Annotated in this window: 19 protein-coding genes and 1 tRNA gene; 11 read left to right on the top strand and 9 right to left on the bottom strand. The window is 65.5% G+C overall.

The window, feature by feature from the left end:
- Positions 1 to 61 precede the first annotated feature (61 nt).
- The gene (locus tag JJ918_RS10670; RefSeq protein ID WP_291886880.1) at positions 62 to 685 is read right to left on the bottom strand and encodes a DNA-3-methyladenine glycosylase 2 family protein; all 624 of its coding nucleotides are present in this window, start codon (positions 683 to 685) and stop codon (positions 62 to 64) included.
- A 138-nt stretch (positions 686 to 823) separates the two neighbouring features.
- Here JJ918_RS10670 and JJ918_RS10665 point away from each other — a divergent pair, with 138 nt between their 5' ends.
- From JJ918_RS10665 to JJ918_RS10650, 4 genes are all read left to right on the top strand, one after another.
- Positions 824 to 1,243 (top strand): DUF2946 family protein, encoded by a 420-nt coding sequence (locus JJ918_RS10665; RefSeq protein ID WP_291886878.1) that lies wholly within the window; start codon positions 824 to 826, stop codon positions 1,241 to 1,243.
- Positions 1,244 to 1,313: 70 nt separating this feature from the next.
- A complete protein-coding gene (locus JJ918_RS10660) occupies positions 1,314 to 3,458 on the top strand; it encodes a TonB-dependent receptor (protein ID WP_291886876.1) in 2,145 nt (714 codons plus the stop codon).
- A gap of 62 nt (positions 3,459 to 3,520) precedes the next feature.
- A complete protein-coding gene (locus JJ918_RS10655) occupies positions 3,521 to 4,231 on the top strand; it encodes a hypothetical protein (RefSeq protein WP_291886874.1) in 711 nt (236 codons plus the stop codon).
- Positions 4,232 to 4,277: 46 nt separating this feature from the next.
- Complete coding sequence (locus JJ918_RS10650; RefSeq protein ID WP_291886872.1) at positions 4,278 to 4,532, top strand: hypothetical protein; 255 nt, start codon at positions 4,278 to 4,280, stop codon at positions 4,530 to 4,532.
- Positions 4,533 to 4,777: 245 nt separating this feature from the next.
- On the opposite strand, the gene JJ918_RS10645 is transcribed toward JJ918_RS10650, so the two are convergent.
- The 3 genes from JJ918_RS10645 to JJ918_RS10635 form a co-directional block, all read right to left on the bottom strand.
- A complete protein-coding gene (locus JJ918_RS10645) occupies positions 4,778 to 5,230 on the bottom strand; it encodes a GFA family protein (protein ID WP_291886870.1) in 453 nt (150 codons plus the stop codon).
- 43 nt (positions 5,231 to 5,273) lie between these two features.
- A complete protein-coding gene (locus tag JJ918_RS10640) occupies positions 5,274 to 6,419 on the bottom strand; it encodes a site-2 protease family protein (protein ID WP_291886868.1) in 1,146 nt (381 codons plus the stop codon).
- 80 nt (positions 6,420 to 6,499) lie between these two features.
- Positions 6,500 to 7,966 carry a hypothetical protein gene (locus JJ918_RS10635; RefSeq protein ID WP_291886865.1) on the bottom strand — a complete coding sequence of 489 codons (1,467 nt, stop codon included), beginning with the start codon at positions 7,964 to 7,966 and terminating at the stop codon, positions 6,500 to 6,502.
- A gap of 219 nt (positions 7,967 to 8,185) precedes the next feature.
- Here JJ918_RS10635 and JJ918_RS10630 point away from each other — a divergent pair, with 219 nt between their 5' ends.
- A complete protein-coding gene (locus tag JJ918_RS10630) occupies positions 8,186 to 8,368 on the top strand; it encodes a hypothetical protein (protein WP_291886862.1) in 183 nt (60 codons plus the stop codon).
- A 308-nt stretch (positions 8,369 to 8,676) separates the two neighbouring features.
- On the opposite strand, the gene JJ918_RS10625 is transcribed toward JJ918_RS10630, so the two are convergent.
- From JJ918_RS10625 to JJ918_RS10605, 5 genes are all read right to left on the bottom strand, one after another.
- Positions 8,677 to 8,763 (bottom strand) — tRNA-Leu (locus JJ918_RS10625).
- 79 nt (positions 8,764 to 8,842) lie between these two features.
- Positions 8,843 to 10,513: a VWA domain-containing protein gene (locus JJ918_RS10620; RefSeq protein ID WP_291886859.1), complete on the bottom strand. Its 1,671-nt coding sequence runs from the start codon at positions 10,511 to 10,513 to the stop codon at positions 8,843 to 8,845.
- A 107-nt stretch (positions 10,514 to 10,620) separates the two neighbouring features.
- On the bottom strand, positions 10,621 to 11,259 hold the full coding sequence (locus tag JJ918_RS10615; RefSeq protein ID WP_291886856.1) for a hypothetical protein: 639 nt from the start codon (positions 11,257 to 11,259) through the stop codon (positions 10,621 to 10,623).
- 5 nt (positions 11,260 to 11,264) lie between these two features.
- Positions 11,265 to 11,489 carry a DUF2188 domain-containing protein gene (locus tag JJ918_RS10610; RefSeq protein ID WP_291886853.1) on the bottom strand — a complete coding sequence of 75 codons (225 nt, stop codon included), beginning with the start codon at positions 11,487 to 11,489 and terminating at the stop codon, positions 11,265 to 11,267.
- A gap of 84 nt (positions 11,490 to 11,573) precedes the next feature.
- The gene (locus JJ918_RS10605; RefSeq protein ID WP_291886850.1) at positions 11,574 to 12,356 is read right to left on the bottom strand and encodes a molybdopterin-binding protein; all 783 of its coding nucleotides are present in this window, start codon (positions 12,354 to 12,356) and stop codon (positions 11,574 to 11,576) included.
- Positions 12,357 to 12,421: 65 nt separating this feature from the next.
- On the opposite strand from JJ918_RS10605, the gene sfsA reads away from it, so the two are divergent.
- The 6 genes from sfsA to JJ918_RS10575 all read left to right on the top strand — a co-directional run bounded on the left by sfsA (position 12,422) and on the right by JJ918_RS10575 (position 18,465).
- The gene (gene sfsA / locus JJ918_RS10600; protein WP_291886847.1) at positions 12,422 to 13,129 is read left to right on the top strand and encodes a DNA/RNA nuclease SfsA; all 708 of its coding nucleotides are present in this window, start codon (positions 12,422 to 12,424) and stop codon (positions 13,127 to 13,129) included.
- Positions 13,126 to 13,590: a thioesterase family protein gene (locus JJ918_RS10595; protein WP_291886844.1), complete on the top strand. Its 465-nt coding sequence runs from the start codon at positions 13,126 to 13,128 to the stop codon at positions 13,588 to 13,590. The genes sfsA and JJ918_RS10595 overlap by 4 nt, the downstream gene beginning before the upstream one ends.
- 76 nt (positions 13,591 to 13,666) lie before the next feature.
- On the top strand, positions 13,667 to 15,346 hold the full coding sequence (locus tag JJ918_RS10590) for a M28 family metallopeptidase (RefSeq protein ID WP_291886842.1): 1,680 nt from the start codon (positions 13,667 to 13,669) through the stop codon (positions 15,344 to 15,346).
- A 91-nt stretch (positions 15,347 to 15,437) separates the two neighbouring features.
- On the top strand, positions 15,438 to 16,277 hold the full coding sequence (gene map, locus JJ918_RS10585; RefSeq protein WP_291886840.1) for a type I methionyl aminopeptidase: 840 nt from the start codon (positions 15,438 to 15,440) through the stop codon (positions 16,275 to 16,277).
- 3 nt (positions 16,278 to 16,280) lie between these two features.
- Complete coding sequence (gene radC / locus JJ918_RS10580; protein WP_291886838.1) at positions 16,281 to 16,961, top strand: DNA repair protein RadC; 681 nt, start codon at positions 16,281 to 16,283, stop codon at positions 16,959 to 16,961.
- A gap of 280 nt (positions 16,962 to 17,241) precedes the next feature.
- A complete protein-coding gene (locus tag JJ918_RS10575) occupies positions 17,242 to 18,465 on the top strand; it encodes a threonine synthase (RefSeq protein WP_291886836.1) in 1,224 nt (407 codons plus the stop codon).
- The last annotated feature ends 5 nt before the right edge of the window (positions 18,466 to 18,470 follow it).

The raw sequence follows: 18,470 nt of genomic DNA, 5'->3' as shown, positions 1-18,470 counted from the left end.
GTACCAAAAATTGGTACCGGAGGAAATCCGCTCCATGATTTCCGGTCGGGCCGCCCCGGCCCTATCCAACTGCCTCCCCGTCCGGCGGGGCGTCGACATGGGCCCACATGTAGAGTGCCAGCCAGGACCGGAAGGGTTTGAAACGCTCGGCAGTGCGTACGGTCTTGCGGCGTTTGTAGGTGAGGCGTTCCAGTGTCTTGCGGGCGGCAACATCGCCGTCGGGCCAGATGTCCGGCTCGCCGAAATAGAACATGTTCATCATGTCGGCCGTCCATTGCCCGACGCCCCACATCGCCGTCAAACGGGCCGAGCGTTCCGCAATGCTGAGCGCGCGCAGCGCGTCGGCGTCGAGGCCGATGGTGCGGTGGGTGTCGGCGATGGCGATGATGGTTTTCGTCTTGGCACCGGACAGGCCGCAGCCGCGCAGGATATCGGTATTCGCCTCGGTGAAATGATCCAGCAGCGGACCGTCGCCGGCGCTGGCCTCGACGCGTCCCCAGATGCTCGCAGCCGCTTTCACCGAGATCTGCTGGCCGGCGATGGCGCGGCAGAGATAGTGGGGAAAGGGCGTTCCCTCGCGGTTGGGAAATTCCAGCGGGCCGAGTCTGGCGATGGCGCCATGCAGGTCCGGGAAGAGCGGTTCGGCCGCTTCGAGGAGGTGGGCATGGACTTTTTCGTGCGACATAAGCGTAACCTTGAAACGACATTGATGCGTCATTGGTGCGTCATGGCTGCAACATAAATGCGCCAGCTCGCACCATTGTTGCGACAGACTGAAAATGTCGCATGGCCCTCCTGACAGCGTGATGATAACAGCTCGCTCATGCTTGGGGATATCCGAAATGGCCGGGGCCTTCTGGCCCAGTGGCTGACGGCGCTGGCGCTGATCGCGGCCGGCCTGCAATCGGGCATCCCGTCAGGCTATATGCTCGATCGCGACGAGACGACAGGCCGCCTGTCGGTCGTCTTCTGTACCGGCCAGGGTCCGTCTGCACGGTGGATAGACCTCGCCAGCGGCGAGATCAGCGATCATGCCGGGACCGGCGAAAACGGCCAGGCCGGCACTTCCCAGCCCTGCGCCTTCGCCATGGCGTCGGCAAGCGCTCCGCTGCCGGTCATCGAGGCCTGGCAGGCACCGCGGCCCGTTCACCAGGCCAGCCCTGTTCCGGACACGCAGCAACGGGCGGCCCTGCCGGTCGTCCGCGCGCGTCATCCCGCCCGCGCCCCACCCGCAACGCTCTGAAATCCAAAAACCCCTGTTGACTGGATCCCCCGCCGGCGGTGCGCCGTCTGCGGGTCTGGAGCGTTCTTTCATGACCCGAATTTTCCTGGCGCGCACACGCTGCGCCGTCTTCGCCCTGCCGGCCGGCATGGCGCTTTCCCTTTCGCCTGCCCTGGCCCAGGAGCCGGCCCCTGTCTCGGCCCCCGCCCTGACCCCGGCCCTCACCGATGTGATCACCGTCACCGGCCAGCGTCCCGATACCGCCGGCACCGACCGGATCGATCCCGACACCCTGCCCCCGGCCAGCGGCCCGGACGCGACCCGGCTGGTCGCCCGCCTGCCCGGTGCGGCGGGGCTGAGCAATGGCGCCCTGTCCGGCCAGGTCCAGTATCGCGGCCTGGCCGGCGCGCGGATCAATATCCGCATCGATGGCCAGAACTTTGCGTCCGGCGGTCCCAACCTGATGGACCCGCCCCTGCACTATGCCCCGCTGCCGCTGGTGGCGCGGATGGAAGTCGACCGCGGTGTCAGCCCGGTCAGCGACGGTCCCGGCCTCGCAGGCGGTGTGGATGCGGTGTTCAAATCCATGCCCTTCAATGACGGGCCCGGCGTGCGCACCGGCTATGACATCACCCTCGCAGCCCGTTCGGCCGACAGCAGCTATGCGGCGGGCGGCATGGCCGGTATCGCCAGCGACACGCTGCGCCTGCACATGCTGGCCTCGCATGAAAGCGGCGGCGATATCGAGACGGCCTCCGGCACGATCGGCGGGTCGGAGCATGAACGCTCGGCCTGGGGTGTCGGCGCCGGCTGGCGTTCGGGTGCGCACACGCTGTCCCTGGACCTGCGCCGCAACGAGACCGGGCCGACGGGCAATCCGCCCTTTGCCATGGACATCCGCTATTTCAATACCGACATGGCCCGCCTCGCCTATACCGGCGAGTTCGACACGGTGCGTCTCGAGCTGGAAGCCGGCTGGGCGGATGTGGACCATGCCATGAATAATTATGATCTGCGTCCGGCGCCCGCGATGATGATGGCCTGGCGAGAGACCCTGGCCTTTGCGGAGACGCAGACGCTGTCGGCCGCCCTGGTCTTCGACGCGATGGGCGGCGAGCTGCGCACCGGGATCGACCGGGCCGGCAGCAACCACGACGTCACCATCACCAATCCGTCCAATACCGGCTTCTATCTCAATTCCCTGCCCGATATCGACATCGCCCGCACCGGCGCCTTCATCGAGTGGACAGGCGGCCTGCCCGCGCAATGGCAGGGCGAACTGGGCCTGCGGGCGGATTATCACGAGGCAGACGCCGGTCTGGCCAGTACCGGGCCGGCCGTGCCCGCCATGCCGGGCATGCTGGCGATGGCCTTCAATGCCGGCGACCGCAGTTGGGACGACACCACGCTGGACGCGGTGGCGCGCCTGTGGCGGCCGGTGAGCGAGACGGCGACGCTGCGCGTCACCCTGGCCCGCAAGACCCGCGTGCCGACCTATCTGGAGCGCTTTGCCTGGCTGCCGACGGCGGCGAGCGGCGGTCTGGCCGACGGCAATACCTATGTCGGCGATCTCGATCTGCGGCCGGAGACCGCCTGGATCGCCGAGGCCGGTTTCGACTGGCAGTCAGGCTCTGTCTATGCCCGCCCGACCGTCTTCTACCGCCGGGTCGACGACTACATCCAGGGCATTCCCTTCGATGCCACGCCGGGCGTGATCGACACGCCGGTCGAGATGGTCTCGAACATGAATGGCGATCCGACGCCGCTGCGCTTTGCCAATACCGATGCCGAACTCTACGGGTTCGACGCGGATTTCGGCTGGCGCATCGACGCCAACTGGCGGCTGGACGGCACGCTGAGCTGGGTGCGCGGCGAACGGCGCGACAACGGCGACAATCTCTACCGCGTCGCCCCGCCCAGCCTGCGCCTGGGCGCCAGCTATGACGCTGCCGACTGGTCGGTGACGCTGGAGACGTTGGCCGTGGCCGAGCAGGACCGGGTCTCCCAGACCCTGGACGAGGCGGAAACGCCGGGTCATGTCCTGGTCAACGCCTATGGGCGCTGGGCCGTGCGGCCGGGCGTCGAGATCGCGGCCGGAGTGGAAAATCTCCTCGACCAGCCCTGGCGCGATCATCTGGCCGGCTACAATCGCAATGCCGGATCGGACATTGCGCTGGGCCAGCGTTTGCCGGGTAATGGAATCTCCGCGGGTATCAGGATCAGCCTGCGGGGCTAGCATGTACCGGCGCGCCGGGCCCGGATCCGGCGCGCCGGTCATGCGCATGGGGAGACAATTCCATGAGAATTTTCAGATTGATGAGCCAGATCCACCTGTGGCTGGGCATCGCCATCGGCATCCAGGTGATGCTGTGGCTGATCTCGGGCCTGGTGATGGTGTTGTGGCCGATCGAGACCGTGCGCGGCGAGCATCTGCGCCATGCCGAGGCAGAGATCGCGATCGACTGGGCCGGGGATGCCCTGCCGCTCGCCACCATCCTCGCCAGCCAGGACACCGCGGTGATGTCGGCCCGTACCGGCCGGCTGGCCGGGCGGCCGGTCTGGCGGCTGGAGACAGCGGACGGACCGCAAATGGTCGATGCCCGCACCGGCGAGGATCTGACACCGGTCGATGAAGACCTGGCCCGCGAGATCGCCCTTGAGCGCTATGCCGGCCGCGGTGCGCTGACCGAACAAGTGCGGATCGAGACACCGCCGCGCGAGGCCGGCCTCGCCGTACCTGCCTGGCGGTTCGAGTTCGGGCCGGAAGACCCGGCAACGCTCTACATCAACAGCCAGACCGGCGAACTGCGCGCCGTGCGCACCACGCTGTGGCGCGTCTATGATGTCTTCTGGGGCCTGCACATCATGGACTGGTCGACGCGCGAGAACTTCAATTCCTGGTGGATCAAGGCGACCTCGGCCCTGGCGATCCTGTTCGGCCTCGCCGGTGTCGTCCTCACCGTCTACCGCATCCGCTGGATGCTGCGCCCGAAGCGGCGACCCGCCTGACGCGGATCGCCTTTACCTCTCAATCCCGTCCCGACCGGAGACCTGCATGCTGCTTACGCTTCCCCTTCGACTGACCGGCCGCCTCATCCTGGCCATGCCCCTTCTCGGCGGCATGTGCCGGGAGGTGGCGCGCGACCCGGAACGCGCCCTCCTGCCCTTCCTGATCAATCTCCTGATGGGCGTCGCCCTGGCCAGCTGGATTTTCGGCCCCGTCATCATCATGGCCCTCGCCCTGACCCTGGCACCGGTCATGCTGGCGACCATCATGCTGGCCAGCGCCGATTTCGGCCGGGCGCTTTAGGCGGGGTTCAGGTCCTCGCCCTTGATGGCAAGCGCGTCGTCCTTCCCCTTGATGGGGAAGGTGTCCGGCGCAGCCGGACGGAAGGGGTGAAACGCGACGCGTTTCCGGTCTCAGGTGGTCACCCACTCCACCGCTGCTTCGCAGCGGTCCTTCGGCGCGTCGAACAGTCCCCCGGACTGTTCTTGGGCGCCTCAGCGCCCATCAAGGGCGAGGACCCGCGCTCCAGCACCCGGCGAAATCGCCCTCTACCGCCCGGCATACTCCGTCATCAGCGACTGGAAGTCCCCCATCGGCGGGAAGGCCGGATAGCTGTGGACGGCGGGCGTTGTGGCCCAGTCGAGTTTTTCCGACGTCATCGTCTCGATGAAGGGCGTGGCCCAGTCGCGCGTGTCGAACAGGCTCGCGCGGACATTGACCAGCGCGTCCATGCCGACGATCCGCGTGAACATCCAGCTCATGCAATGCGGGCAGAAATAATGATCGAGCTGGGGACCGCGCAGCCCGCCCTTCACCGGCTCCTCCCCGACGACGCTGAAAGCCTCCGCCGGCACCATGGCGCTGAGCGAGAACGCGCTGGACGTCATCTTGCGGCAGCCATCGCAATGGCACGCCATGGTGATCAGGGCCGGTGCCGTCACTTCCATCCGGGTCTGGCCGCAACGGCAGGATCCGGTGTGGGTCTCATGGTCTTCGCTCATCGCTGGCGCTCCATCGCTCTGAATCGGGTGTGCGCCGATCCTGTCAGCCCGCGGCGTCGGCGTCGAACAGGCGGCGCATGCGGGCGTATTCCATCAGGTCGGACAGGCTGACAACGCCGGCGAGCTGGCCGTCCTTCACGACATAGAGCCGGGCGAGATGGTCGTGCTGCATGCGCGCGAAGGCGCCGGAGGCGCGCAGCGGCGCGTCGATCCGCTCGCTCTCGCGCACCGGCAGGGCGATACGGCGCACGGGTGTGGAGGCGCGTTCGGCGGCCGGCACGGCCCGCGCCTCTTCGACACCGGCGCCGCCGACCAGCTGGCCGTCAGCCTCGACCACGGGCACCCAGGCGCGGTGATGGCGCACCAGCACCTCCTCGATGAAGTCGGACACGCTCATATCGGCCTGTGCGGTCTCGAAAGGACCGGCCAGTTCGCCCACCGCGACACCGGCGAGCGCGTGTTTCATGTCCTGCTCATTGCGCGCCGAGACGGCTGCGGTGCGCAGGAAGAGACCGATCAGCACCCACCAGATGCCGCCCATCTGGCCGGCAAACAGCGCCAGCCCGGCGCCCGAGGCGATGAAGACATAGGCGAAGAACTCGCCCGCACCGCTGGCCCAGCCGGTGGCGCGGCGCCGGTCGCCGGTGAACAGCCACAGGATAGCACGCAGCACCCGTCCGCCATCGAGCGGAAAGGCGGGGATCATGTTGAACATCGCCAGGAGGAGATTGATCAGCGACAGATAGCCGAGCACCAGCGCCACCGCGCCAACAGGGTCGCCCGCAGCCTGCGGCCCCAGCGCGCCGCCGGCCAGCGCGAAGACGCCCGCCAGGACGAGGCTCATCAACGGGCCGGCAAGCGCCATCACCAGCTCGCTCATCGGCGTTTCCGGCTCGCTCTCCAGCTCGGCTGCGCCGCCGAACAGGAAAAGCGTGACATGATTGATCGGCAGGCCGAAGGCGCGGCCCACGAAGGTGTGCGACAGCTCGTGGGCGATAATGGAAAAGGTCAGCCCGGCCACGCCCGCCACCGCCATGGCGATATAGGCGGGCAACGAGAAATCGTCGCGCAGACCGGGGAAGAAGCCCGAGGCCAGCGACCAGCCGACCAGCAGCGCCAGGAACAGCCAGGACGGTTCGGCCCGCACCACGACGCCGCCGATGCGGAAGGAAAAGATATAGGGTCTCATGCGCGGCAACATAGGCGAGCCGGCGGGCTCCACGCCAGCAGAATAAGCCCCGGCCGTCCTGCGCGATATCGGCGCAGCCGCTAGCGCCGCAGGAAGACCGGCATGCAGGCATTCTCGCGGGAACCGGCGCAATCGCCGGCCGCAAAACGCACCAGGATTTCGTCGGGCCCGAAGGCGGCGGTGGCGAGACCGGTCTCGTCCAGCGTGGCGAGAAGACCGAACGGATCGAAAGGCCCGTCCAGCAGGGCGAGGATCTCGCTGGCTGCCCCGTCCGAGCGGGCATCGAGTGCGGCCAGCAGGCGGGCCTGGGAATAATCGCGATCGTCAGACCGGTAGAGGCTTTCCAGCGCCGCCTCATAGGCGCCGGGACCGGACTGGTCCGTCATGCGCGCATCGAGCAGATAGTGGAAGAGCGCGCCGCCGCCATAGACGAGCTGACGGTTTGCCTGCTTGTCCTCACCGGCCTCGGCCAGGCTGACCGGACCGCTGGCGATACGCCCCAGCAGGAAGCGGCGGATCTGGCCTTCCAGCATGAAGATCATGTCGTGCGCGTCGACCAGGCCGGCGCGGTAGAGCGTCTTCATGGCGAAATAGTCCGCCCCGCCCTCGGTGAACCATTGCGACTGGGCGTAGGGCACAGGCCGGATCGTCACGCCCAGCCAGGCGTGCAGTGTCTCGTGTGCCAGGGTGCGCGCCCACATCAGGCGCTCGTGCGGGCGGAAGGGTGCGGGCATGCGCTGGCCGAAACTCTGGGCGAAGGCGCCGCCATCATTCATCTGCCCCTCGCCGAAGACGACGAGATAGCGCTCCATCGGCACACCGCCGAATGTCTGCGCATAGCGGGTGAGACTGTCCTCCAGCACGCGGCGGAAGTCCGTCACACCATCGGCCAGCGGCTGCTGGGCGAGCAGGGTGACGGCCATGCCGTCGACATCGAAGGTCTGCGGCGCCAGACCCGGACCTATAACGAAGATATTGCGCACGACGTCATTGAGCCCCTCGACCCGGTAGCGGCCGGGACCCGTCTGCGGCCAGGCCGCGACCACCTGCCAGTCCGCGGGCAGGTCGAAGGCGATGTCGAAGGTGCAATCCGTCCAGGCGTGATTGAGCACCAGCACCGGATTGCCGGTGAAGTAGAAAGCGTCGTCGAACCGGTAGGCCGTCTCCTCCTTGCCCACCTCCCAGACGGCGCGGTCATGATCGGCGACCAGCGTGTAGCTGTAGCCGTCCCAGCCCGCCGCCTCGCCGCCGGGATGCTGCCAGGTGCCGTACCCCATGTAGCGCGCGGGACGCGGATCGTCACCGAAGCGCAGATCCTCGATGAAGTCGGCGGTGCCGTCCTGTGCGCCCTCCCCCGGACGCCAGAGAATGTCGAGCACGCCGCTGGCGCCTTCCGCCTCCACGGTGACGTCGAACCGGTTGCCGCCGGCATGGGCGAAATCGAGCCGCACCGGTTCGGCCGGACAGGTCGCCGGCGTCTGCGCCAGCGCGGGCATGGCGGTTGCCAGGACGCCGGCGGCCGCAATCAGGACTGGATGAAGTTTCACGCGTTTGTCTCCCCGTTTTTCAAACGAACAGATGCGCCGCCCGCGCCGGTCGGATGCAGCGACCGGCGGACGGCCCACAATGCGTATCCCTCCGCATGGCCGACCCTAGGGGGTGCCGGACCACGCAAAGATGGACGGCACATGACCGTCTCGGCAGAAAATTGAAACCGGAGCCCCGCGCGGCTAGTATGAACGCCGGGGCAAGGGGGAAATCGGGAAATGTTCAACGCGACCAACAGGATGTCCGTCGCCATGCAGGCCGTGATCGTGATCGGCGCGATCTTCGTGCTCGCCATGGCCGTCCAGCGCGCGGTGGCGCACCTGTCATCCGACGACTGCGTGATCCGCAACACCTATGACGAAGCCGGCAATCTCCTGACCTCGCAAACGCTCTGCCGTTAGGGGGGCGCCCAGCAAACGAACCCGCAGGGTTCGCAAGCGCGACCGCGCGTCGGGCGCTTCCAGGAAGGTGGCCGGCCTCTGGCGCGAATGAATCAGAAGCCTGTCCTCGACAGTCCCCCTACGCCAAGGCTTCGGCGGGACACCCTCCTTCGCTGAAGCTTCGGAGGACAAGCCTCTTCGCCCCAAGGTGCGCGCTGCGGGTGGCTTGCCACCCGAAGCCCGCAGGGCGTTGGCCCCTGCCGGGGCATTCTGCGTCTAAAATCGATTCACTGGATCGATTTTTCTGCCTCCGGCAGACCGACTTCGAATGGTGCGGGCGGCCGGGATTGAACCGGCACGGCCTTGCGGCCGGCAGATTTTAAGTCTGCTGCGTCTACCAATTCCGCCACGCCCGCGCCGGTGGTGCGGGGCGATCCTACACCGGTTTGCAGGGCAGACCAGAGGGCCGGTCAGCCCTCCGGCAGCCCGTCCTGGCTACTCCTTCAGGCCTGTACCCTCATCGATGCGGCGGGCGCGTTCCACAAGCTCCAGGAATTCGGCGCGGTAGCCGAATTCGTCTTCGCCGAGGGCCGATGCCGCGTCTTCGGCCACGGCCTCCCAGCTGTAACCGTCCTGCAGATAGGGGGCGCCGCGCAGCAATTGGGCAAAGCCGGCCACGGCGACGGAGAACCGCACTTCAGTGTCCGCCTCGCCGAACGTCCTGACCGCATCGGCATCGGTGACCGTGCGTTCCATCAGAATGCTCTCATCCTCGCCGGGTTCCTTGTAGCGCAGGCGCAGGAGGCCGTATTCGCCTGACAGATCGGCGGCCGGCCGGGCCGCGCCGCCATAGCGCAGCGAATCCATCAGCACGCCTTCCGAACCCGGCGCGGCGATCTCGTAGATCGCGGTGACGGCATGGCCCGAGCCCACCTCGCCGGCATCGACGGCATCATTGTTGAAGTCGGCCCGGTCCAGCAGGCGCGTCTCATAGCCGATCAGCCGGTATTCCGCGACGCGGGCCGGATTGAACTCGACCTGGATCTTCACGTCATTGGCGATCGGGAAGAGCGATGAGAAGCTCTCCTCGACCAGCATGCGGCGTGCTTCCTGGCGGCTGTCGATATAGCCCGCCGTGCCGTTCCCGGCCTGGGCGATGAGCTGCATCATGCGGTCATTGTAATTGCCGCGGCCGAAGCCCATGACGGAGAGATAGATGCCGCTGTCGCGCTGGCGGGCGACATAGTCTTCCAGGCTCTCGTCACGCGTGACGCCGACATTGAAATCGCCATCGGTGAGCAGCATGACGCGGTTCACCGCGTCCTCGTCGAAATTCCGCCGGGCCAGCGAATAGGCCAGTTCCAGACCCGCCCCGCCGGCCGTCGAACCGCCGGCATGCAGCCGGTCCAGCGCCTCGTGGATGCGCCGCGCATTGCGCGCCTCGGTCGGCTCGAGCACAGCCCCGGCCGCGCCCGCATAGACCACGAGGGACACCGTGTCCTCGGGTTCCAGCTCATCGACCAGCATGTGCATGGCCTGCACGGCGAGCGGCAGCTTGTCCGGCGCATTCATCGAGCCGGAGACGTCGACCAGGAAGACCAGATTGGCCCGCGGCCGCTCGTCCGGCACGATCTCGAACCCCTGGATGCCGACATGCATCAGCTGGGTGTTTTCGTTCCAGGGATTGGGCGTCACCGTGACATGGGTGGCGAAGGGCTCGTCCGGCCCCGGCGGCAGCGCGTAATCGTAGTCGAAATAATTGATCATCTCCTCGATCCGCACCGCATCGGAGGGCGGCAGTTCGCGGCTGTCGATCAGATAGTCGCGCACCACGGCATAGCTGGCCGTGTCGACATCGATGGAGAAGGTGGAGACGGGTTCCTCCGCCGTGGAGACGACCGGATTGGCGTCGGTATTGTCATAGCGCTCGCGGTCTTCCGGTTCCGGCTGGGGCCAGGGACGCGGGCTGACCATGGGAGCCGGTGCGCCTGCGAGCCGGGCACCCGTAACGGTGACGTAGTCGGCCGAGGCCGGCGGCGGAGGGGGCGGCGGCGACAACCGATATTCAAATTCGTGTTCGGCGACTTCGCCCGGCTCGTCCGTCGTTGCCGTACAGCCGGCCACAGCGACGCCCAAGGCGCTCGCCAGCAAGATTGCGCGTTTCATGGAAGCACTCCCCTTCCCGTCATGTCCCTCGCATCAAGCTGCAACACGAAAGCCGGTGCAACCGAAAGACGAAAGCGGGGCAATTTGGGGGCAACGTTGCGGCACCACTATGCAGTTGCAGGACGTCCCAGTGCATTCCACTCAAACATTGCCGCAAGCAACTCAGCGGTTGGATAGTCTTGTATGTCTTCTTCCGAAAAGCCCTGAGCGAGCTGTCGCTCGTAGTTCCATTCCTGAAAATCAAAATACGCTCCCCTTATCCGGGATGCGCCGTCACGCGACACTCCGCTTCCTTCGGACACAAGCCAGTTGCGGACCTGCCGGATCGCGTTTCCGAAGTCACCGCCGTGCACCATGATATCGCAGCCAGCGACGTCAGATAATGCCGCCTGATACCGAAAACGTCTCTCTTCCAGGATCAGTATTCGCTTTTCATCGAAGGGCGGTTCGCAAAACTTCCTACACGCGTAGTCGATACCTAATTCGAATGGCATATTCAGACGAAAATAATCTCCCGCCTTCTCTGCCTGGCAACGGCTCAGATCGTGAATAGAATACTTTGATGACTTTATGAGTTCGATTATTTTTTCGACGCGTACGTCGCCAGAATCGATCCGCTCAGTAGCGATCCTCGGAACCATTCCGAGGTAAACAAGGCAAAACAGCACGCTCTGCAAAATGGCAGCGTAGTCCTCGTCAAATGGACAATTCACAAAAACCGAGTTTTCGAATTCCCCCTCAGGCAATCCCCCTACCCCTTCGGAGGGTAAGGATCGTTGCCGTATGAATCCCGCTTGCGAATCCGACCGTCTTTGCCGTGAATGTAGAGTTCAGTCTTTTGATTTTTGGCTATCTCACGAGCCACGTCGACGGCCTCTTTCTGCGTGGAATAGGAGGCCGTTGCACGAGAAGCGCCCGCTCTTCGAACAACCCATTTGCTTCCATTCGGCACAACGTGCTGACCTAGCTTCGACATATCGCTCGACCTCGCGCACTCAAAATACCACCACTGATTGTCATTAATTCTACATCATCCCGTCGCGTTACGCTAGACAGCCCCCTACTCTTCCGGATCGATGCGCGGTTCGTAGCCGAGCTCCTGCACCAGGTCGGCGATGGCGTCGATGACGCGGGCGAGCGCGCGCTTGTCGGTGGAGCGGGCGACGAGATGCGTGCCGCGGCGGACCTCGCCGGCCTTCACCTCGATGAAATAGGGATAGGAGCCGATGGAGACGCCGGGATTCTCCTCCTGCAGTTCGCCCAGTTTTTCCGCGATCTCGCCTTCGCGCAGATTATCGCCCTTCACCGAGCGCGACAGGGTGACCGTGCCGCCTTCCAGTCGATGGGCGATATCCTCCAGCATGCCGCGGCAGATCGCGGGCACGCCAGCCATGGTGAAGACATTGCCGGTCTGGAAGCCCGGCGCGCCGGTGACCGGGTTCTTGATCAGCGACGCGCCTTCGGGGATGCGCGCCATGCGCTTGCGGCTCTCGGTGACCGGCGTCTTCGTCTTGTCGTACCATTCCTCGATGATCGCCAGCGCATCGGCGCGGACATCGATGGTCATGCCGAAGGCCTTGGCGATGCTGTCGGCGGTGATGTCGTCATGGGTCGGGCCGATGCCGCCCGTGGTGAAGACATAATCGGCCTTGGCGCGCAGCGTGTTCACCGCCTCGACAATCTCGTCCTCGATATCCGGCACGGTGCGCGCCTCGATGACATTGATCCCCAGCGGCGCCAGGAATTGCGCGATCTGCTGGAGATTCTTGTCCTGGGTGCGTCCGGAGAGCACCTCGTCGCCGATCAGGAGAACCGCTGCCGTGACGCGCCTGGTATCCGCCATGTGATTCCATCCTTCATCGAGCCCTTCGAGGGGGTATATGAGGCAGACGCCAGGAAGTCCAAGCCATGAAATTTTCCCAACCGCTCATCCCCGGCCGTCTGGTCAGACGCTATAAGCGCTTCTTCGCCGATGTGACGCTGGAAGACGGCAGCGAAGTGACCGCGCACTGCGCCAATACCGGCGCCATGACAGGCATCAAGGAGCCCGGTCTGAAAGTGTGGCTGTCGCGCTCGGACAATCCCAAGCGCAAGCTGAAATACACCTGGGAGCTGGTGGAGGCGGAAGGCACGATCATCGGCGCCCTGCCCAACACCGCGAACGCGCTGGCCGAGGAAGCGGTGAATGCCGGCACGATCACCGAACTGGCCGGTCATGACAGCCTGCGCCGCGAGGTGAAATACGGCGAGAATTCCCGCATCGACCTTCTGCTGGAAAGCGCGGGCCAGCCGCCCTGCTGGGTCGAGGTGAAGAATGTCCACTGGCAGCGCGGTCCCGGGATTGCGGAATTTCCCGACGGCGTGACCAGCCGCGGCGCCAAGCATCTGGGCGAACTGGCCGCACAGGTCGCAGCCGGCGACCGCGCGGTGCAGCTCTTCATCGTCCAGCGCAGCGACTGCCACACCCTGCGCCCGGCCGGGGATATCGACCCGGTCTATGCGGCAACCCTGCGCGAGGCTGCAGCGGCGGGTGTTGAAGTGCTCGCCTATGCTTGCCACGTGACGACGGACGGTATTGCCGTCACCACCCCGATGACAGTGGAGCTGGGTGCATGAGCGAGACCGGCTGGGACCTGCCCGATCCCTATATTCACCGCATTGCCGTGACCGAGGCCGATATGGACGCCTTCGGCCATGCCAATAATGCGCGCTATCTGGAATGGGCCGATGCGGCCGCCTGGACCCATTGGTGGGCGAAGGGCTATTCCATGGATGCCTGCCAGACCGAGGATCGCGGCATCGCCATCATCCGCACCGAGGCGGATTATCTGGGCCATGTGCGTGTCGGCGACGCGCTGGACTGTGCGGTCTGGATCACCCAGTCGGACGGGCGTCTGCGCGCCGAGCGCCGCTATCAGTTCAAACGGGTGAAGGATGGCGCGACGGTGTTCCGGGCACTGACGAAAGTCGTGTGTTTCCAGCTCTCTACCGGACGTCCGGCGCGCATGACCCGGATTTTCCGCGAGCATTATTCCGTCCTGCCCTCGGTCGCCGAAGCGCTCGCGGCTGCAGATTAAACCGCCGTAACATTGTGCCCGGGCCTGCGCGGCCTATAGTCCGCGCCGGATATCACCTCTGGGGGAGGCCTTACTGATGAAGTATCTGGTTCCGGCAATTGCCGGCCTGGCGCTGGTCGCGTGCAACACCGAGACCGGCTCCACCGACACGCAAACCGCCGCCGCGTTCACGCCCGATGTGAGCGCCGGCAATATCGAAGCCCATATCCGCTTCCTGGCCTCCGACTACATGGCCGGCCGCGATACCGGATCCGACGGCTACGAGATCGCCGCGAATTACGTCGCCTCGCAGATGCGCCTGCTGGGCCTCGAGCCGGCCGGCGACAATGGCACCTATTTCGCCGACGTGCCGATGCAGGACGTCCACGCTGACGGCGAATACAACCGGTTCAGCCTCGACGGCACCGACTACGCCCAGGGCGAAGGCGTCGTGATCTGGTCGAACCCGTCCGTTCTGGAAGCCGAAGTGACCGGCGAACTGGTGTTTGTCGGACACGGTGTGTCGGCCGCCAATCGCGGCCATGACGACTATGCGGACGTGGACGTGGACGGCAAGATCGTGGTCGTGCTCGGCGGCGTGCCCGACGGCGTGTTCGAGGGCATCAGCGAAGAGCGTGCCCACCACAACTCCTCCACCACCAAGCGCGATGTCGCCGCTGCCCATGGCGCGATCGGCATGATCACCCTGACCGACTGGGATGATGAGCGCACGGCGAGCTATGCGGAAGGCTATGCCTCCCTGCCGGCCACCCGCCTGACGGCGGCCACCGGCCCGTCCGGCTATGACGATATCCAGGTGTCCGCCAGCGTCGGCGCCGATCTGGCCGCGGCCCTGTTCGAAGGCGCAGAGATGAGCCTGGAAGAGGTCAACGCCGCAATGGAAGCCGAGGAGCCCAGCTTCCCGCGCTTCGACCTGCCGCACACCGTCACCATGCGCCAGCGTACGATTTCCGAACCGTTCAGCGATCCCAATGTCGTCGGCATGATCCGCGGCGCCGATCCGGAACTGGCCGATGAAATCGTCGTCCTCACCGCCCACCTCGACCATATCGGCAATGATGGCGAGCTGGGCCGGGCCAGCGGCACCTGCCGCACCTCGGACGAAGAAGACGTGATCTGCAACGGCGCCGTCGACAACGCCTCGGGCGTGTCGATCATGCTGGAAACCGCCCGCACCTTCCTGGAAGAGGGCACGCCGCGCCGGACCATCGTCTTCGTCGCCCTGGCGGCGGAAGAGAAGGGCCTGCTGGGTTCCGAGCACTTTGCCCGCAATCCCACGGTTCCGGCCGAACAGATCGTCGCCAACGTCAATCTGGACATGCCCGTCATCGTCTATGAATTCTCCGACGTGATCGCCTTCGGCGCCAACCACTCCAATCTCGGCCCGATCGCCACGCGCGCTGCGGCCCAGCTGGACGTGGCGATCAGCCCCGACCCGCTGCCGGAACAATCGCTCTTCGTGCGCTCGGACCACTACAACTTCGTGCGCGAAGGCGTGCCCTCGCTCTTCCTGATGACCGGCTTCTCCTCGCCGGACCCGCGCTGGGATGAGGGCGAAGGCTTCATGGGCTTCCTGAACACCCACTATCACCGCCCGACCGACCAGCTGGACGGCGAGCTGGAGGTCCTGTTCGAACAGGGCGCCAAGTTTGCCAATATCAACTACATGATCGCCCGCGAAATCGCCGACGCCGACGAGCGGCCGGCGTGGAACGAGGACAGCTTCTTCGGCAATCTCTACGCCGGCGAAGACTGACCCTCTCCGCAATTGCGAAGAAAATGCAGGCGCGCGCCGTTCCAAACGGCGCGCGCTTTTGTATATAAGGACCAGATGGAGGATTGCTGACTTGACGACCGCCTACGAGATCGTGACCGATGAGGACGCCGCCAGCGCACCGCGCGACGGCAAGATCAAGCTGCACGGGCCGGAAGGCTTTGCCGGCATGCGCAAGGCCGGCCGTCTGGCTGCGGAAATCCTCGACATGCTGACCGCAGAGGTCGCACCCGGCGTCACGACCGAGCATCTCGACAAGCTGGCGCGCGAATATGCCTTCGATCATGGCTCCATGCCGGCGACCCTGTTCTACCGGGGCTACCGCCACTCGCTGTGCACCTCGCTGAACCATGTGGTCTGCCACGGCATTCCCGGTCCCAAACCGCTGCGCAATGGCGATATCCTGAACATCGACGTCACCGTCATCGTCGATGGCTGGCACGGCGACACCAGCCGCATGTATGTGGCGGGCGAGCCGAAGCGGAAGGCCGAAATCCTCATCGACACGACCTATGAGGCGATGATGGCGGGTATCGAGGCGATCAAGCCGGGCGTCACGCTGGGCACGATCGGCGCGATCATCCAGGAGTATGGCGAGAGCCGCCGCTGCTCGATCGTGCGCGACTTCTGCGGTCACGGCCTGGGCCAGAACTTCCACGACAGCCCGAATGTGTTGCATTTCGGCGAGCATGGCGAAGGCCCCGAGCTGAAGCCGGGCATGTTCTTCACCGTCGAGCCGATGCTGAATCTGGGCCGTCCGGACGTGAAAGTCCTCTCCGATGGCTGGACCGCCGTGACGCGCGACAAGTCGCTCTCGGCCCAGTTCGAGCATTCCTGCGGCGTCACCGAGGACGGGGTGGAGATTTTCACCAAATCCCCCAAGGGCCTCGACCGGCCGCCCTATAACCGCTGATCCATGACCGATCTCGCGCATCATACAGGCCATCGGGACCGGTTGCGCGAAAAACTAACCTCTGCGGGTTCCCTGGCGCTTCACGATTATGAATTGCTGGAGCTCTACCTGTTCCGCTGCATCCCGCGGCGCGACGTCAAACCGATCGCGAAAGACCTGATTGCCCGTTTCGGCGATCTGGGCGGGGTGGCCTCGGCCTCCGTCGACCAGCTGGTCACCGTGAAGGGTGTCAGCGAAAAGACCGCCGCCGAGCTCAAGCTCATCAAGGCACTGGCCGAACGGCTGGCCCGCGAACAGGTGATCGGCCGGCCCGTCATCGCGTCATGGTCGGCGCTCGTCACCTATTGCCGCACCGCCATGCAGCACGCCACGACCGAACAGTTCCGCGTGCTCTTCCTGGACCGCAAGAACCGGCTGATCGCCGATGAGGTGCTGGGCGAAGGCACGATCGATCATGCCCCGGTCTATCCACGCGAAGTCGTCAAGCGCGCCCTGGCGCATGAGGCCACGGCCCTGATCCTGGTACACAATCACCCCTCCGGCGATGCCACGCCCAGCCAGGCCGATATCGAGATGACCCGCACCCTCGCGGACATCTGCAAACCCTTCGACATCGTGCTGCACGACCACCTCGTGATCGGCCGCGAAAACACCGCGAGTTTCAAGACGCTGGGGCTGATGTAGGGGCACGCCCCATCCTTCCCGATCAAGGGGGAGGATGGGAGCTTGGCGCCGCCGACAGAGCTTCAGTCGCCGATGGGTGGCCCTGCCACAGAGCAAACCCTGGATGTCTTGTCGGCGATGGGGCCTCAGGGTCTTCGTCAGGTCAAGGGCGCCTTTGGCGCCGCGAAGCGGCTCCACCCTTGACCTGACGAAGACCCTGAGGCGGACTGCTTGCAAGACATCAAAGGCTTAAAAGCGAGCCCGAGGCTCCGTCCTTTAAGCCGTTTGCCCGGGAGCCCCCATGCACAATCGCGCCTTCTATTTCACCCATCTGGAATGCTCGGAAACCGGCAAGCGCTACGAGATCGACACGCCGCACAATCTCTCCGATGCCGGCAAGCCGCTGCTGGCGCGCTATGACCTGGAGAAGATGAAGGGCGAGATCGACCGCGGGGCGATCTGGGCGCGCAATACCGGTTTCTGGAAATGGCGCGAACTCCTGCCGGTCCATGACAGCGACGATATCTGCCGCCTGGGCGAGACCGATACGCCACTGATCGACGTGCCCGCCACCGCGAAAGCCTCCGGTGCGACGGCCAAGGTGTGGGTGAAGGATGAGGGCCGCCTGCCCACGGGCTCGTTCAAGGCGCGCGGCCTCGCCCTCGCCGTCGCCATGGCGCATTCCTTCGGAATCAAACGCCTCGCCATGCCGACAAACGGCAATGCCGGTGCCGCCATGTCGGCCTATGCCAGCCGGATGGGGATGGAGAGTTATTGCTTTGCTCCCGAGGACACGCCGCAGATCAATCTGGACGAGATGGCGCTGCAGGGCGCGAAAGTCTTCAAGGTGAACGGTTACATCCATCATTGCGGCGCCCTTGTCGCGGCCGGCAAGGACGAGATGGGCTGGTTCGACGTCTCCACCCTCAAGGAGCCCTACCGGATCGAGGGCAAAAAGACGATGGGCCTGGAACTGGCCGCCCAGATGGGCTGGAAACTGCCCGATGCGATCTTCTATCCCACCGGCGGCGGCACCGGCCTGATCGGCATGTGGAAAGCCTTCGACGAGATGGAGAAGTTGGGCTGGATCGGCCCGGAACGCCCGAAAATGTTCGCCGTCCAGGCCGAGGGCTGCGCCCCCATCGTGAAAGCCTTCGAGGCCGGCGAGCGCCATGCCGAGGAATGGCTCGACGCCCGGACCGCCGCCATGGGCATCCGCGTGCCCAAGGCGATCGGCGACTTCCTGATCCTGGACGCGGTTCGCGAGAGCGGCGGCGCGGCGGTGGCCGTGTCGGAGGCGGCGATCGAAACGGCGCGGACGCGGTGTGCCCGCGAGGACGGGCTGCTGCTATGCCCCGAAGGCGCCGCGACGCTGGCGGCCATGGAAAAGGCCATGGGCGACGGGCTTGTGGCGCGGGACGCGGAATGCGTGCTGTTCAACTGCGGGTCTGGGCTGAAGTACAAGATGCCGGACGGGGCTGTGGCGCTGGACCGGCACAGCGAGGTGGATTGGGGGGCGATGTGAGAAAG

The organism is Maricaulis sp. (assembly GCF_017642925.1).
Lineage (GTDB): Bacteria > Pseudomonadota > Alphaproteobacteria > Caulobacterales > Maricaulaceae > Maricaulis.
The sequence above is the reverse complement of the archived record's forward strand: the minus strand, read 5'-3'. Positions and strand labels throughout refer to the sequence as shown.

What these genes read in the sequence shown, in the direction of transcription:
- JJ918_RS10665 (WP_291886878.1), top strand. Translation starts at nt 824, where the DNA reads ATGCTTGGGGATATCCGAAATGGCCGGGGCCTTCTGGCCCAGTGGCTG.
- JJ918_RS10595 (WP_291886844.1), top strand. Translation starts at nt 13,126, where the DNA reads ATGAGCGAGACCGGCTGGGACCTGCCCGATCCCTATATTCACCGCATT.
- JJ918_RS10605 (WP_291886850.1), bottom strand. Translation starts at nt 12,356, where the DNA reads ATGGCGGATACCAGGCGCGTCACGGCAGCGGTTCTCCTGATCGGCGAC.
- JJ918_RS10650 (WP_291886872.1), top strand. Translation starts at nt 4,278, where the DNA reads ATGCTGCTTACGCTTCCCCTTCGACTGACCGGCCGCCTCATCCTGGCC.
- JJ918_RS10645 (WP_291886870.1), bottom strand. Translation starts at nt 5,230, where the DNA reads ATGAGCGAAGACCATGAGACCCACACCGGATCCTGCCGTTGCGGCCAG.
- JJ918_RS10575 (WP_291886836.1), top strand. Translation starts at nt 17,242, where the DNA reads ATGCACAATCGCGCCTTCTATTTCACCCATCTGGAATGCTCGGAAACC.
- JJ918_RS10640 (WP_291886868.1), bottom strand. Translation starts at nt 6,419, where the DNA reads ATGAGACCCTATATCTTTTCCTTCCGCATCGGCGGCGTCGTGGTGCGG.
- JJ918_RS10670 (WP_291886880.1), bottom strand. Translation starts at nt 685, where the DNA reads ATGTCGCACGAAAAAGTCCATGCCCACCTCCTCGAAGCGGCCGAACCG.
- JJ918_RS10590 (WP_291886842.1), top strand. Translation starts at nt 13,667, where the DNA reads ATGAAGTATCTGGTTCCGGCAATTGCCGGCCTGGCGCTGGTCGCGTGC.
- JJ918_RS10630 (WP_291886862.1), top strand. Translation starts at nt 8,186, where the DNA reads ATGTTCAACGCGACCAACAGGATGTCCGTCGCCATGCAGGCCGTGATC.
- JJ918_RS10660 (WP_291886876.1), top strand. Translation starts at nt 1,314, where the DNA reads ATGACCCGAATTTTCCTGGCGCGCACACGCTGCGCCGTCTTCGCCCTG.
- JJ918_RS10620 (WP_291886859.1), bottom strand. Translation starts at nt 10,513, where the DNA reads ATGAAACGCGCAATCTTGCTGGCGAGCGCCTTGGGCGTCGCTGTGGCC.
- radC (WP_291886838.1), top strand. Translation starts at nt 16,281, where the DNA reads ATGACCGATCTCGCGCATCATACAGGCCATCGGGACCGGTTGCGCGAA.
- JJ918_RS10655 (WP_291886874.1), top strand. Translation starts at nt 3,521, where the DNA reads ATGAGAATTTTCAGATTGATGAGCCAGATCCACCTGTGGCTGGGCATC.
- JJ918_RS10610 (WP_291886853.1), bottom strand. Translation starts at nt 11,489, where the DNA reads ATGTCGAAGCTAGGTCAGCACGTTGTGCCGAATGGAAGCAAATGGGTT.
- sfsA (WP_291886847.1), top strand. Translation starts at nt 12,422, where the DNA reads ATGAAATTTTCCCAACCGCTCATCCCCGGCCGTCTGGTCAGACGCTAT.